The organism is Cedecea neteri, assembly GCF_000758305.1.
In the GTDB taxonomy this organism is placed as follows: Bacteria; Pseudomonadota; Gammaproteobacteria; order Enterobacterales; family Enterobacteriaceae; genus Cedecea; species Cedecea neteri_C.
On sequence record NZ_CP009458.1, the window covers coordinates 37957 to 52476 of the forward strand.

16 protein-coding genes are annotated in these 14520 nt (G+C 53.2%); 6 read left to right on the plus strand and 10 right to left on the minus strand.

Annotated elements, in window-relative coordinates; translation table 11 throughout:
• Positions 1-14: 14 nt before the first annotated feature.
• The 6 genes from lepA to rseD form a co-directional block, all read right to left on the minus strand.
• Entirely contained in the window at positions 15-1814 is a 1800-nt protein-coding gene (lepA, locus tag LH23_RS00220) for a translation elongation factor 4 (RefSeq protein WP_039286780.1), read from the minus strand.
• Between the two features lie 194 nt (positions 1815-2008).
• Entirely contained in the window at positions 2009-2491 is a 483-nt protein-coding gene (gene rseC / locus LH23_RS00225) for a SoxR-reducing system protein RseC (RefSeq protein WP_039286783.1), read from the minus strand.
• Positions 2488-3453 (minus strand): sigma-E factor regulatory protein RseB, encoded by a 966-nt coding sequence (gene rseB, locus LH23_RS00230; RefSeq protein WP_039286786.1) that lies wholly within the window; start codon positions 3451-3453, stop codon positions 2488-2490. Before rseB ends, rseC begins: the two co-directional genes overlap by 4 nt.
• On the minus strand, positions 3453-4100 hold the full coding sequence (rseA, locus tag LH23_RS00235) for an anti-sigma-E factor RseA (protein WP_039286790.1): 648 nt from the start codon (positions 4098-4100) through the stop codon (positions 3453-3455). The genes rseB and rseA overlap by 1 nt, the downstream gene beginning before the upstream one ends.
• A 31-nt stretch (positions 4101-4131) precedes the next feature.
• On the minus strand, positions 4132-4707 hold the full coding sequence (gene rpoE, locus LH23_RS00240) for an RNA polymerase sigma factor RpoE (RefSeq protein WP_016537822.1): 576 nt from the start codon (positions 4705-4707) through the stop codon (positions 4132-4134).
• A complete protein-coding gene (gene rseD / locus LH23_RS24415; RefSeq protein WP_039286798.1) occupies positions 4704-4964 on the minus strand; it encodes a rpoE leader peptide RseD in 261 nt (86 codons plus the stop codon). Before rseD ends, rpoE begins: the two co-directional genes overlap by 4 nt.
• A 175-nt stretch (positions 4965-5139) precedes the next feature.
• On the opposite strand from rseD, the gene nadB reads away from it, so the two are divergent.
• Positions 5140-6756, plus strand: coding sequence for an L-aspartate oxidase (gene nadB / locus LH23_RS00250; RefSeq protein WP_039286801.1), 1617 nt, complete (start codon positions 5140-5142; stop codon positions 6754-6756).
• Here nadB and trmN read toward each other — a convergent pair.
• Complete coding sequence (gene trmN / locus LH23_RS00255) at positions 6741-7478, minus strand: tRNA(1)(Val) (adenine(37)-N(6))-methyltransferase TrmN (RefSeq protein ID WP_039286804.1); 738 nt, start codon at positions 7476-7478, stop codon at positions 6741-6743. The two genes, nadB and trmN, sit on opposite strands and share 16 nt — an antisense overlap.
• Before the next feature lie 121 nt (positions 7479-7599).
• On the opposite strand from trmN, the gene srmB reads away from it, so the two are divergent.
• Complete coding sequence (gene srmB / locus LH23_RS00260) at positions 7600-8937, plus strand: ATP-dependent RNA helicase SrmB (protein ID WP_039286807.1); 1338 nt, start codon at positions 7600-7602, stop codon at positions 8935-8937.
• 29 nt (positions 8938-8966) lie between these two features.
• On the opposite strand, the gene LH23_RS00265 is transcribed toward srmB, so the two are convergent.
• Positions 8967-9851, minus strand: coding sequence for a LysR family transcriptional regulator (locus tag LH23_RS00265; protein WP_039286810.1), 885 nt, complete (start codon positions 9849-9851; stop codon positions 8967-8969).
• Positions 9852-9955: 104 nt separating this feature from the next.
• Here LH23_RS00265 and eamB point away from each other — a divergent pair, with 104 nt between their 5' ends.
• Complete coding sequence (gene eamB / locus LH23_RS00270; protein ID WP_039286813.1) at positions 9956-10543, plus strand: cysteine/O-acetylserine transporter; 588 nt, start codon at positions 9956-9958, stop codon at positions 10541-10543.
• Between the two features lie 49 nt (positions 10544-10592).
• On the opposite strand, the gene grcA is transcribed toward eamB, so the two are convergent.
• Positions 10593-10976 (minus strand): autonomous glycyl radical cofactor GrcA, encoded by a 384-nt coding sequence (gene grcA, locus LH23_RS00275; RefSeq protein WP_008459527.1) that lies wholly within the window; start codon positions 10974-10976, stop codon positions 10593-10595.
• Positions 10977-11295: 319 nt separating this feature from the next.
• Here grcA and ung point away from each other — a divergent pair, with 319 nt between their 5' ends.
• Positions 11296-11985, plus strand: a complete 690-nt coding sequence (ung, locus tag LH23_RS00280) for a uracil-DNA glycosylase (RefSeq protein WP_039286818.1) — start codon at positions 11296-11298, stop codon at positions 11983-11985.
• Positions 11986-12041: 56 nt separating this feature from the next.
• Here the strand turns inward: ung and LH23_RS00285 are convergent, their stop codons facing one another.
• A complete protein-coding gene (locus tag LH23_RS00285; RefSeq protein WP_039286821.1) occupies positions 12042-13112 on the minus strand; it encodes a tRNA/rRNA methyltransferase in 1071 nt (356 codons plus the stop codon).
• Positions 13113-13318: 206 nt separating this feature from the next.
• Between LH23_RS00285 and trxC the strand changes: the two genes are divergently transcribed.
• Both trxC and LH23_RS00295 read left to right on the plus strand, forming a co-directional pair.
• Positions 13319-13738 (plus strand): thioredoxin TrxC, encoded by a 420-nt coding sequence (gene trxC, locus LH23_RS00290; RefSeq protein ID WP_038479759.1) that lies wholly within the window; start codon positions 13319-13321, stop codon positions 13736-13738.
• Positions 13739-13814: 76 nt separating this feature from the next.
• Positions 13815-14516, plus strand: coding sequence for a tRNA-uridine aminocarboxypropyltransferase (locus tag LH23_RS00295; RefSeq protein ID WP_039286826.1), 702 nt, complete (start codon positions 13815-13817; stop codon positions 14514-14516).
• Positions 14517-14520 lie beyond the last annotated feature (4 nt).

The window sequence follows — 14520 nt, forward strand, 5'->3', positions numbered from 1 at the left end:
GCCAACTCCTTAGATTATTTGCTGTCTTTGCCGACGTGCAGAATGGCCAGGAACGCTTCCTGAGGCAGCTCGACGTTACCGACCTGCTTCATGCGTTTCTTACCGTCTTTCTGTTTCTGCAGCAGCTTTTTCTTACGGCTGACGTCACCGCCGTAGCATTTAGCCAGAACGTTTTTACGCAGCTGTTTCACCGTCGAACGCGCAATAATGTGGTTGCCGATGGCAGCCTGAATCGCGATGTCGAACTGTTGGCGAGGGATCAGATCCTTCATTTTTTCCACCAGCTCACGGCCGCGGTAAGGCGCATTGTCGTTGTGTGTGATAAGCGCCAGCGCATCAACGCGATCGCCATTGATCAGTACATCAACGCGCACCATGTTGGAAGCCTGGAAACGTTTGAAATTGTAATCCAGCGATGCATAGCCGCGAGAAGTGGACTTCAGGCGATCGAAGAAGTCGAGCACCACTTCCGCCATTGGGATTTCATAGGTCAGCGCAACCTGGTTGCCGTGATAAACCATGTTGGTTTGCACGCCGCGTTTTTCGATACACAGCGTGATCACGTTGCCGAGGAACTCCTGCGGCAGCAGCATGTGACATTCCGCAATCGGCTCGCGCAGCTCTTCAATGTTGTTAAGCGGCGGCAGCTTAGACGGGCTATCAACGTAGACGATTTCTTTGCTCGTTGTTTGCACTTCGTAAACTACGGTTGGCGCGGTGGTGATCAGGTCGAGATCGTATTCACGCTCCAGACGTTCCTGGATGATTTCCATGTGCAGCAGACCCAGGAAGCCACAGCGGAAGCCGAAGCCCAGCGCCGTTGAGCTTTCTGGCTCGTAGAACAGAGAGGCATCGTTCAGGCTCAGCTTACCGAGCGCATCACGGAAGTTTTCGTAGTCGTCTGAGCTGACCGGGAACAGGCCAGCATAAACCTGCGGCTTCACTTTTTTGAAGCCAGGCAGCGCTTTGTCCGCCGGGTTACGTGCCAGCGTCAGGGTATCGCCTACCGGCGCGCCCAGGATGTCTTTGATTGCACAAACCAGCCAGCCTACTTCGCCGCACTTCAGTTCGGTACGGTCAATCTGCTTAGGCGTAAAGATGCCCAGGCGATCGGCGTTGTACACCTGGCCGGTGCTCATCACTTTGACTTTGTCGCCTTTACGCAAGGTGCCGTTTTTCACGCGGATCAGGGAAACAACGCCCAGGTAGTTATCGAACCAGGAGTCGATGATCAGCGCCTGCAGCGGTGCGTCTGGATCGCCTTCCGGCGCAGGGATATCACGCACCAGGCGTTCTAATACATCCGGTACACCAACGCCGGTTTTCGCCGAGCAGCGCACTGCGTCGGTGGCGTCGATGCCTACGATGTCTTCAATTTCTTCCGCCACGCGCTCAGGATCGGCCGCCGGCAGGTCAATTTTGTTCAGAACCGGCACCACTTCCAGGTCCATTTCCATCGCCGTGTAGCAGTTCGCCAGGGTTTGAGCCTCAACGCCCTGCCCGGCATCCACTACCAGCAGCGCCCCTTCACAGGCCGCAAGCGAGCGGGATACTTCATAAGAGAAGTCAACGTGTCCTGGGGTATCGATGAAGTTCAGCTGGTAAGTTTCACCGTCGCTGGCTTTGTAGTCGAGGGTGACGCTCTGCGCTTTGATGGTAATACCACGCTCGCGTTCCAGATCCATTGAGTCGAGGACCTGCGCGGCCATTTCACGGTCGGACAGGCCGCCGCAAATCTGGATGATACGGTCAGACAGCGTCGATTTACCGTGGTCGATGTGGGCAATAATAGAAAAGTTACGTATGTTCTTCATAGTTAGAGGTTTTATGCCTTACAAATGGCCTGTGAGCTCGGCGCTTCGCGCTGTACGGAGCAGGATGTCAGAGACTGTCTTCTGCCTGAAACGCCGCATTCTACACTACAACCAGAAAGTGAGGAAACTGCTCATCCTGCAAGCTTAGGTAAGCGATAAGCAGGATGTGCAAAGAGATGTCATTTGAAGAGAATTTATTGATTTTCAGCCGGTGGTGCGGATGTATCGACGCGCAGTGCATCCGGGCTAAGCGCAACGCTGAGAATCACCGGCTGCCAGCTCTCGCGGCGGCTGAAATGTTGGGAAAAACCGCGAGCAAGCAGGAAGCCCCCCACGCCACCAAGCAAAGCCCCGCACATAGCGGCCAGATTGGTGCCAAACAGCGTCTGGAAAAGCGCTGAGCACAAGAAAAGCCCCACCAACGGCGACATATACACCAACAACGCGGACCCTAACAGGCTGCTTTCCGCAATACCCAGTTCCACTTTTTGCCCGGCCACCAGCGGCTGCTCGCTTGGAACAGTCAAAAGATGACTGGTTTGTGGCCCCAGCTTATTCAATACGCGAGTGCCGCAGCCAGAGCGAGAAGCGCAGCTGTTGCAGGATGCTTTCACATCACAGTGCAGCAGCGCTTCACCGTTTTGCCAGGAGACGACCGTCGCCCATTCTTTAATCATTGCGCCGCTCCGTTAAACTTCACGCTATCGCCAATGCGTTTCGCCGTTTGTGGAGGCAGCTCACCGACAACGGTAATTTCGGTTTTATCACGAATTTCGGTGCTGATAGTCCGACGACCGGTACGTACCAGCTGCTCGCCATTACTTCCCTGAGCCGGGGCCTGGCTGATATTCACTGAGAAGCTAAATAGCCCGTCAGAATAAAGGCGGGATTCGATGGGCACGCCCACAGTCGGCAGCGGTCGGCGGCTGCTCGACACTTCGCTAAAGCCTTGCGGCAGCCAGGTCGGTGCCCATGTAAAGGTAGCCTTTTCTGCACCAGGAACGGAAAGCAGCGGAGGCAGCGTCGCCTTCGCTAAATTCTGCATTAGCCCGTTTGCCTGATTTTCGACAGAGAACGAAACAACCCGGAACTGTTCAAGCGTTTCGCCATCGCGATCCAGTAAATCGACGCGCAGCGGCAGCTTGGTTTCGGTATCGATCCAAACAATGTAGTTGTAGCGAGTACCGTCCCGGGCGACGACGCGAATCACTTCGCATAGCCTGTCGGCAATACGCGTACGCCCGACGGAAATAAAATCATAGTACGGCGTCAGGCGTTTGAAATCGGTATAAACGATGGAAGGCAGAGAATCGACAATGTAGTCCCCAGTAAGAGTGAATGGCTCAAGCCCAGGTTCAAAGTAGCTGATTTCATTGCCGCGCTGAACGACTTCGCGGCGCGGACCGTCCATTTGCAGGAATTGCGCAAGCGGGCGATTATCAAGACGTGCGTGGCGATAACTAAGGGACTCAATCCCTTGTTTGCTGATATTGATAAACGCCAGCTCATAATTGAGTGACTGACTAGCCTGGTTCATCTGCTGCAACAACGCCCCGGACGAAACAGTGTCCGCCGAGGCGCTGGAGGTGAACAACAGGCTGCCTGCCACGAGAGACAGGGCACACCAAAGTTGCTTCATTACTGCGATTGCGTTCCTAAAGTTTGGTTTCCTGGCACTTGCACAGCGGCTTGCTGGGTTTGCGCCTGTTCAAACTGGAGCTGCTCGGAGTGTAAACGACGCTGCAATTCATAATCCTGCAGCATAGCGTTAATACGACGACGCTGTTCCTGTACTTGCTGACTGCTGTTGCTGGCGGTCGTGTCAGACGGTACGCCCAAGCTTACCGGACTGGCTTTGCCCATCATCGGCAAGGTGTTAAACACTGGCGTTTCCGGCTGCGCGGTGCTGTCAGACTGGCCATTATAGTGCTGCACACCCACGATAACCGCAAGCGATACGCACGCAGCAACGCCCATTTGGGTAAGCTGACTCGCCCACGGACGTACCTTGTGCCAGAACGGCATTTTCTGCCACTGCTGAGGCTGCGGCTGAGATTCGGTAATGAGCGGCGCAACGTTACGCGCAGGTTCATTTGCGATAGCCGCCATCACGTTGGCAGAAATATCAAAGTGGAGCACTTCGCTGGTATCTCCGCGCATTGTGTCGCGGATAAGGTGGTAACTCTCCCAGCTTTGCTGCAATTCACTGTCGTTTGACAGGCGATTGAGCAGCTCACTATCGAGAGATTCGCCATCCATTAAAGCGGAAAGTTGTTCTTTCTGCATGCCTAAATACCCTTCCAGTAATCCGCTATCGTCAACGCCTGATAAGCGGTTGAACTTTATTATCAATAGCTTCCCTTGCGCGGAAAATACGAGAACGCACTGTACCTACCGGGCAATCCATGATGGCGGCTATCTCTTCATAGCTCAGGCCATCCAGCTCCCGTAACGTAATTGCCATACGTAAATCTTCCGGAAGCGACTCAATAGTACGGAAAACTATTTGTCTCAGTTCTTCAGACAACATTAAGTTCTCAGGGTTCGAAATTTCTTTCAATGCGCTGCCACTTTCGTAGTTTTCAGCGTCAATGGCGTCCACATCACTTGATGGAGGACGGCGGCCCTGAGCAACCAGATAATTTTTAGCCGTGTTGACCGCAATGCGATACAACCACGTATAAAACGCACTATCACCGCGGAATGAATCCAGCGCGCGATACGCTTTAATAAAAGATTCCTGCACCACGTCGGGAACATCTCCCGAAGGCACATAGCGGGAAACCAGACTCGCAACCTTATGCTGGTAGCGCACCACCAGTAGGTTAAATGATTTCTGATCTCCCTTTTGGACCCGTTCGACGAGGACCTGATCCGTTAACTGCTCGCTCATCCGAGGTAATGTCTCCCCAAACCCAATTCCCACGCGTAATCGAAATGCCACTCGAACCCTGCATTTTTGAGCAAGCTTTGAGTTTGAGTGCCCGAGGCCAGCAAAGTTCCGTTACGCCTTTGTTTTTCTGTCATGTTTAGCGGATTGCATCTTTTCATTATAAGTTCCGCTTCGCAAAACGGTAACGCCGATTCTTCTGAATCAATGCTCAAAAAGTTAGCGAGCAGAGTATCGCATGAATCCAGGTATTTCATCATCTAATCTGCCGTATATCCTTTTGTAGTGAGATTTATTTACGCAATTTGCTCAGTTCCTCGCAATCACTTTATCGACAAGCCTGTTTAGTCTGCGCAACGCTAAAACAAAAAAAGAGTGTTCAACATCTCACCTGATGCTATGCTCCGGTCACTCTTGTTTAGTAAATTAAACACAATGAACACAAATAGCGATCTGGTCTGTGACGTATTAATTGTCGGTAGCGGCGCTGCCGGTCTTTCTCTCGCGCTGCGCCTGGCTCAAACCAGCAAGGTCATTGTGCTAAGCAAAGGTCCGGTTAACGAAGGCTCAACCTTTTATGCACAGGGAGGGATTGCCGCCGTTTTCGATGAAACCGACAGTATCGCCTCTCATATTGACGATACGCTGATTGCTGGCGCGGGAATTTGCGATCGTGACGCAGTAGAATTTGTGGCAAGTAATGCAAAGCACTGCGTCCAGTGGCTGATTGATCAGGGCGTCATGTTCGATACCCACACGCTGGCGAATGGTGAGGAGAGCTACCATTTGACGCGTGAAGGCGGCCATAGCCATCGCCGTATCCTTCATTCGGCAGATGCCACCGGGAAGGAAGTTGAAACCACACTAGTCGGCAAAGCCCTCAATCACCCCAATATTCGAGTTATCGAGCGCAGCAATGCAGTAGACCTGATTATTTCGGACAAAATTGGCCTGCCGGGCACAAGGCGCGTCGTTGGGGCCTGGGTCTGGAACCGGAACCTTGAAAAGGTCGAAACTTGCCGTGCGAAATCCGTCGTTTTAGCCACCGGTGGCGCTTCAAAAGTCTATCAGTACACGACAAACCCGGACATCGCCTCCGGTGACGGTATCGCTATGGCATGGCGCGCAGGCTGCCGGGTCGCCAACCTGGAATTCAACCAGTTTCACCCGACGGCACTGTTCCATCCTCAGGCCAGAAACTTCCTGCTAACCGAAGCGTTACGCGGCGAAGGGGCATACCTGAAGCGTCCGGATGGTTCACGCTTTATGCCGGAGTTTGATGAACGTGCCGAACTTGCACCGCGTGATATCGTCGCCAGAGCTATCGATCACGAAATGAAGCGTCTGGGCGCAGACTGCATGTATCTGGATATCAGCCATAAGCCAGAGGCGTTTGTTCGCCTGCACTTCCCCACTATTTATGAGAAGCTGCTTGGGCTAGGCATTGATTTAACCAAAGATCCGGTTCCCGTGGTGCCTGCCGCGCATTATACCTGCGGCGGCGTGATGGTAGATGAACACGGGCGCACCGACGTTGACGGGCTGTATGCCATTGGCGAAGTGACGTATACCGGCCTGCACGGCGCTAACCGCATGGCATCAAACTCTCTGCTCGAATGCCTGGTTTATGGCTGGTCGGCTGCGGAAGATATTCTGAAGCGCTTACCCTATGCGCGTGAAAGTAAAAATCTGCCCGACTGGGATGACAGCCGCGTCGACAACCCTGACGAACAGGTTGTTATCCAGCACAACTGGCATGAGCTGCGGCTCTTTATGTGGGACTACGTCGGGATAGTTCGCACCACACGCCGGCTGGAGCGGGCGCTACGAAGAATTACCATGCTGCAGCAAGAGATTGATGAGTACTATGCCAATTTCCGCGTTTCAAACAATTTGCTTGAGCTGAGAAACCTGGTGCAAGTTGCCGAACTCATTGTGCGCTGCGCCATGCAGCGTAAAGAGAGTCGCGGCCTGCACTACACTCTGGATTATCCGGATCAGCTCGCTGAATCCGGCCCAAGCGTGCTTTCCCCGCTCTACATAAACAGGTAGAAGTCCTGGGTCAGGCTGCAATAACCTTCAGAGTAGGTTTGGTCTGGCCCACGGATCACCAGGCGGTCGTTGTAGTACTCACCGTTGGTCGGGGAAAGCGCGAGCATCACCCGATGCGGCAGACGAGTTTCATTGTCGGCCACATCAGTACGGTAGCGAACGTGCCAACCCTGTGATTTTGCCAGCTCGCTGAATGCCGTTCCGGCAGTTTCCGGCATGATCACACAGAAGAAACCGTCTTCGGTGATCAGTTGTTCAGCGCTGCTGAGCAAGGCCTGATGATCCAGCGTCGTGGTATAGCGTGCCTGAGCTCGTTCTGGCGATGCGCAGTTGCTGCCCTGCTCAAAGAAAGGCGGGTTACTGACAATTAAAGAGTAGCGCTGAGTTGCCTGCTGCGCCCACTCGCGGATGTCCGCGCAGTGAACGTGAATACGCGAAGCCCAGCGACAGCCTTTGGCGTTTTCTGCCGCCTGTTCTGCGGCAATCGGATCCAGTTCCACGGCTTCAATCGTGACGTCATCAGCGGTTCTCTGAGCGAGCATCAACGCCAGCAAACCGCTGCCGGTGCCAATATCCAGAACACTTTTTACGTTCACCACCGGCACCCATGCACCGAGCAGCGTCCCATCTGTTCCCACCTTCATGGCGCAGCGATCATGCGCCACAAAAAACTGTTTGAAGGTGAAACCATCCCGACGTAATACCGCTTTTTGATCCGACATCTTATCTACCTTGCAAAGAAACCGCCGTAGCATAAGTGAAACGGCCCCCTACGGAAAGACACAAACAGATGAAGATCGCAGGCATAACGTCTATAATCGGCGTCCCAAACAGAGGTAGACCATGACTGTAAGCACTTTTTCCGAACTCGAACTTGATGAAAGCCTTTTGGACGCGCTCCAGGAGAAAGGCTTTACTCGCCCGACTGCCATCCAGGCTGCGGCCATTCCTCCTGCACTTGAAGGACGCGACGTGCTGGGTTCAGCACCGACGGGTACCGGTAAAACCGCAGCTTACCTGCTGCCAGCGCTACAGCATCTGGTCGACTTTCCTCGTAAGAAATCTGGCCCGCCGCGTATTCTTATCGTCACGCCGACCCGCGAACTCGCTATGCAGGTCGCCGACCACGCGCGTGAATTGGCAAAACATACCCATCTGGATATCGCCACCATCACCGGCGGCGTAGCCTATATGAACCACGCTGAAGTTTTCAGCGAGAATCAGGATATTGTGGTTGCTACCACTGGCCGACTGCTGCAATACATAAAGGAAGAGAACTTCGACTGCCGCGCGGTTGAAACGCTGATCCTTGATGAAGCAGATCGCATGCTGGACATGGGCTTCGCGCAAGATATTGAAACCATTGCAGCGGAAACCCGCTGGCGCAAGCAAACCATGCTGTTCTCCGCTACCCTGGAAGGCAACGCGGTTAAAGACTTTGCCGAACGCCTGCTGGAAGATCCCGTTGAAGTTTCCGCCACGCCATCCACGCGTGAGCGCAAGAAGATTCATCAGTGGTACTACCGTGCCGATGACGTTGAGCACAAAACAAAATTACTTGTTCATTTGCTGAACCAGCCGGATACCACCCGCTCTATCGTTTTTGTGCGTAAGCGCGAGCGTGTGCATGAGCTGGTTGCCTGGCTGCGCGAAGCAGGCATCAACACTTGCTATCTCGAAGGTGAAATGGTGCAGGCCAAACGTAACGAAGCCATCAAGCGCCTGACCGATGGTCGCGTCAACGTTCTGGTCGCTACCGACGTTGCTGCACGTGGGATCGATATTCCTGACGTTAGCCACGTGTTTAACTTTGACCTGCCGCGCACAGCGGATATTTATCTGCACCGTATTGGCCGTACAGGTCGCGCAGGCATGAAAGGAACTGCACTTTCGCTGGTTGAAGCGCACGATCATCTTCTGCTGGGTAAAATTACCCGCTACATGAAAGAGCCGCTGAAATCCCGCGTTATCGACGAACTGCGCCCAACGACGCGTGCGCCAAGCGAAAAGCTGACCGGTAAGCCATCCAAGAAAGTGCTGGCTAAGCGCGAAGAGAAGAAGAAAGAGAAAGACAAAGAAAAGCCGCGCGTTAAAGTGCGCCATCGCGATCAGAAAAACATCGGTAAGCGCCGTAAACCAACGGCAGCTACCACGACAGAGTCGCCGAAAGCCGACGAATAACATGAACGCCGGGATAATCCCGGCGTTTTTTATTGTCCGGGTTGTGTATTTTCCTGCAAGCACTCCATAAAAATCTTCATCGCCGGGCTAACCACCTTCCCCGCGTGGTATGCACAAATCGCGTTAAGCATTAACGGCTGCTCGCTAAACGCCAGCTCCACTAACTCACCGGATGACAGCTCCTTTTCAACGGTAAAACGAGGCAGGAAACTCACGCCCAGGTTTGCCGCAACGCACTGCTTAATGCTTTCTATGCTCCAAAGCTCGATAGTATTTTCCAGCGTGATCCGGCGTTTTCTCAGCTGTGATTCGAAGATCAGTCTAAACACGCACTGCGGCTCATTGATCACAAAACTGACCGGGATATGCCTGTCCGGCTGCAGGAAATCGACATCTTTCAGCGCCGGAGATGCCACCAGCACCAGTGAAGGCTCACCGATAGCCTGCATATGCAGTGCCTCATCATTGCCTACCCGATAAAACACGCCCAGATCGACACGATCGTCCAACAGCGCATCACGAATGGTGTAGCAGTTCAGAGACTGCAGGGAGAGTTTTACCCTCGGCGCCCTTTCCTTAAAACGCTGCAGCACGTGCGGCATTTTGTACGCCAGCAATGTTTCTCCACTGGCAACCCTGAGTTCGCCTTCGGGTTCCGCATCCTGCCTTGCGGCCTGCCTGATGGTATCGATGACGCGCGTCAGCTCATAAACGTGTGGCATGAGTTTTTTACCGCTCTCGGTCAGGCGCATTCGGCGGCCAATTTTCTCAAACAGCTGCAGCGAGAGTTCCTGCTCAAGCTGCTGAATATGAAAAGTGACCGTCGACTGTGTGCAGCATAACTTTTGCGAGGCAAGTAGAAATGAGCCCTCTTCAACCACTGTTTTTAACGTGACAAACCGACGTAAATCCATCCAGCCTCCAATACATCGAAACTATCGAACTCAGAGTGTAGAAACATTCATTTTTTTAACTCTTTTGTTTTTCGTACTCTCTGCGAAAACAAAGGAGAACTCAAGTGATAGCCATTTTCTTTAGCGCTTTTTGGACGTATACCCTGATTACCGCCCTGACTCCAGGCCCCAACAACATTCTGGCGCTGAGTACTGCAACCAGCCACGGACTGCGGCAAAGCAGCCGCGTGCTGGCAGGCATGAGCCTTGGATTTCTGATAATCATGCTGCTCTGCGCAGGCATTGCTTTCTCGCTGGTCAGCCTCGATCCGAGATTTACTCGCGTTCTTGGCTGGGTAGGCGCAATTTACATTCTGTGGCTGGCGCTGAAGATAGCCACCAGCCAACCGCCTGGCTCAGCGGCCGACGTTCAGCCCATTGGCTTCTGGGCCAGCTTTGGCCTGCAATTCTTAAATGTAAAAATCATTCTTTACGGCATCACCGCTCTATCAACTTTTGTCCTGCCGTATACAACCGAGATAAGCGGCATTGTGGGAATGAGCGTGGTGCTGGCGGCGATAGGAAGCCTGGGGAATCTTTGCTGGGCGCTGGCTGGCCATGTGTTTCAGAAAGTGTTTCAGCGCTTTGGACGCACGCTGAATATTCTTCTGGCGCTGATGCTGGTTTACTGTGCAGTGCGGATTTTCTACTAACGAAAAGAGCGCCAGAAGGCGCTCTTTCTTCATTATGGCAGGAACTGAATTACAGGCTTTCAGTGAAAGTACGGGTGATCACGTCGCGCTGCTGTTCCGGGGTCAGGGAGTTAAAGCGCACCGCGTAGCCGGAAACACGAATGGTCAGCTGCGGATATTTTTCAGGATGCTTAACCGCATCTTCCAGCGTTTCACGACGCAGAACGTTAACGTTCAGGTGCTGCCCACCTTCAACGCGAACTTCCGGTTTCACTTCCATTGGAATTTCGCGGTATTCAAACTGGCCCAGTTTACTGACCGCTACTACTTCATCTTCCGCAAAACCTGCTTTCGCGCACACGCAGCGAGCTTCACCTTTTTCGCTGTCCAGCAGCCAGAAAGAGTTCAGAAGTTCGTCGTTTGCCGCTTTAGTAATTTGGATACCAGTAATCATTTTATTTCTCCCTCAGGGTAATGTGCTGATTCTTTGGGCCAGCGCTCTGGCTCATTGGTAAAACCTTTGTTGCTTTGTTGTTCTTATATCAGTCCACCAGGCGCGATTCTTTGACTTAAATCAATTAAATCCACACACTAAAAATGGCTTTAGCTGGTTTTATTTGTTTTACATCAACTTAGACAGTCAGCGCCACGCTAAAATTTTTGTAAATTTTCAACTTTATTTATCACTGTAGCTCATTGATGCCACGCACTATTTTGCTCATGAGGAAGAAGCAGTTAAGCTATCGGGCAATACAGATTCGCGGGAGAGCGAGATGACTACCCACCTCACCTGGCACGACGTGCTGGCAGAAGAGAAACAGCAGCCCTACTTTATCAATACGCTCAGCGCCGTCGCGGCAGAGCGCGCAGCGGGCGTGACCGTTTACCCTCCGCAAAAGGATGTTTTCAACGCTTTTCGCTTTACCGAGCTGGGCGATGTCAAAGTCGTGATTCTGGGGCAGGATCCCTATCATGGACCAGGCCAGGCGCATGGACTTTCATTCTCCGTCCGTCCAGGCATTGCGCCCCCGCCTTCGCTGGTCAATATGTATAAAGAGCTGGAGGCTTCCGTTCCAGGCTTTACCCGCCCTACGCACGGCTACCTTGAAAGCTGGGCGCGGCAGGGCGTGTTACTCCTCAATACAGTGCTTACCGTCGAAGCGAGCAAAGCGCATTCTCATGCTAATTTTGGCTGGGAGACTTTTACCGACAAGGTTATCGCCCTCATTAATGAACATCGTGAAGGCGTTGTGTTCCTGCTGTGGGGCGCTCATGCCCAACGCAAAGGCAGCATTATCGATCGCCAGCGTCACCATGTCCTGACCGCACCGCACCCTTCTCCGCTTTCGGCGCATCGTGGTTTTCTGGGCTGCGGGCATTTTGTTAAGGCGAATGAGTATCTGGCCGGACGCGGTGAACAGCCCATCGACTGGGTGCCGCAGTTGCCACAGGAAAATGGCTAAAGCCGGGCGAAAAAAAACCAGCAATTACGCTGGTTTTTTTATCGCTGGGAAAGGTATTACGCCTTGTTCTGGCGCCACCATTCACCCAGCAGCACGCCGGTCGCTACCGAAACGTTGAGGCTTTCAACATTCCCTGTGCCTTCAATGGCTACGCTCATATCTGCGCTTTCAAAAGTCGTGTCGGATACACCATCACGCTCCTGGCCCAGTACCAGCACCATTTTCTTAGGCAGCTCAGCTTTGTACAGCGGGGTGCCCTGATGGCTTGACGTTGTCACAATGGTGTAACCGGCTTTACGGAAAGCTTCCAGCCCATCGCCAAACGTCTCGCCGCTGATCGCCACCACGTGCTCGGCACCACCTTCTGCGGTACGAATCGCCGCGCCGGATTCCAGCAGAGAAGCATCCTGAATCAACAAGCCTTTCACGCCGAAGTGTGCACAGCTGCGCATGATTCCACCGAGGTTGTGTGGGTTGCCCACATCCTCCAGCGCCAGCACGCAGTCTTCTTCCCCGGCTTTGTTCAGCCAGGTCTGCACGCTGATGCCGCTGCGTTTTTTAATAATGAAGCAAACACCACCGTGGTGTTCCGTGCCGGAGGCTTTTGTCAGCTCGGCGTCATCCACCACGTGGTAAGCCTTGCGATTTGCCGCCATCCAGCGAAGCGCTTCTTTAAAACGAGGCGTAACGCTCTGGATAAACCAGGCACGCACGATGCTTTCCGGGCGACTCTGGAACAGTGCCTGACAAGCATTCTCCCCGTATACTCGGGCTTCTTCGGCGCGCTGGCGACGAATCACTTCCGGGTCAACGATGTGCTTAGTTGTACCTTCATTGTCAGAAGCCGACGATGAAGAGTCTACCGGGGCACGGGAAACCGTACGCCATGGAGAAGCCGCTTCACCGCGATCGCCTCTGTCGCTACGTTCATTACGATCGCGCCCGCCGCGAGGTTTATCATCGTGACGAGCCTGACGGCGACCGCCGCCTTCACCACGTGACGCACCGGCAGGACGCCCACCGCCTTTCCCGGTACGCGGGTTTTGGCTGCGCTGTTCGCTTTCGTCGTCACCGCGGACATACATCACTTTGACCTTGCCGCTTTTACCTTTAAATTCGTCGTTCATTGTTCCTCCACCTGGCTGAGCGCGAAGCGCGCAGATTACCTGATGTGCCATGGGTTAGCCATTAACTTTGCTTAAAAGCTAAAAACTATTGTACTCATCGAATAAATCACTTTGTTGGCTTCCCCATCTTCGCCGATAATATGTAACATATTTGAAACATCCGCGGTGCGTGACACCGATTTCAATCATTCTCTTTGAGGTTAGTTATGAATACCGTTTGTGCCGACTGCCAGGCTATTAACCGCATTCCTGACGACCGTATCGATGACGGTGCAAAATGCGGTCGCTGCGGTCATGAACTGTTTGACGGTGAAGTCGTCAACGCCACGACGGCGACTCTGGATAAGCTCCTGAAAGATGAGCTGCCGGTTGTGGTTGATTTTTGGGCGCCGTGGTGCGGCCCGTGCGTGAACTTCGCCCCTATTTTTGAAGATGTTGCCGAGGAGCGCAGCGGCAAAGTTCGCTTTGTGAAGGTCAACACCGAAGCGGAACAGGAACTGAGCGCACGTTTTCGCATCAGAAGCATCCCGACCATTATGATTTTCAAAAATGGCCAGGTCGTCGACATGCTGAATGGCGCCATGCCTAAAGCCCCGTTTGATAGCTGGCTGGACGAAAATATCTGATTTTGAGGGGGCATTTTTTAAGCCCCCTTTCTTTATCTACGGTAGAATGGCGTTTTTAGCCAACCATCCTTCATTAATGACCGAAAACGCCGTTCTTCGCCTTCGTGCAGCCCGCCTTGCTCGAGCAACTCGTCCCTTTCTCGCCCGTGGCAATCGCGTTCGTCGCTGCCAGCGCTGCCTGTTGCCGTTAAAAAACTGCCTGTGCGAGACACTTCAGCCGCAACATGCCCGCAGCCGCTTTTGCCTGGTGATGTTTGACACCGAACCCATGAAGCCGAGTAACACCGGGCGGCTTATTGCCGATGTTTTGCCGGAAACCGAAGCATTTCAATGGTCGCGCACGGAGCCTCCTCAGGAGCTGTTGGATCTTGTTGCTAATCCGAATTACCAGCCGATGGTGGTTTTCCCCGCCTCTTATGCCGATGTAAGTCGCGAGGTACTGACTACGCCGCCAACCACCGGTAAGCCACCGCTGTTTATCATGCTTGATGGCACGTGGACTGAAGCGCGTAAAATGTTCCGTAAAAGCCCTTATCTCGATGCGCTACCGGTCATTTCCGTAGATTTAAGTATTACCTCGGCTTATCGCCTGCGCGAGGCCCATGCGGACGGTCAGTATTGCACCGCAGAAGTCGCCGCAGCTCTGCTTGAACTGGCGGGGGATGTAGTAGCATCCAAAGGATTAACCCAGCATTTCACTCTTTTCCGCGAGCGCTATCTGGCGGGGAAACCCCATCATCAGGGCAGCATCACAGCAGAAGTGGAAGAAAACGTTTAGACTC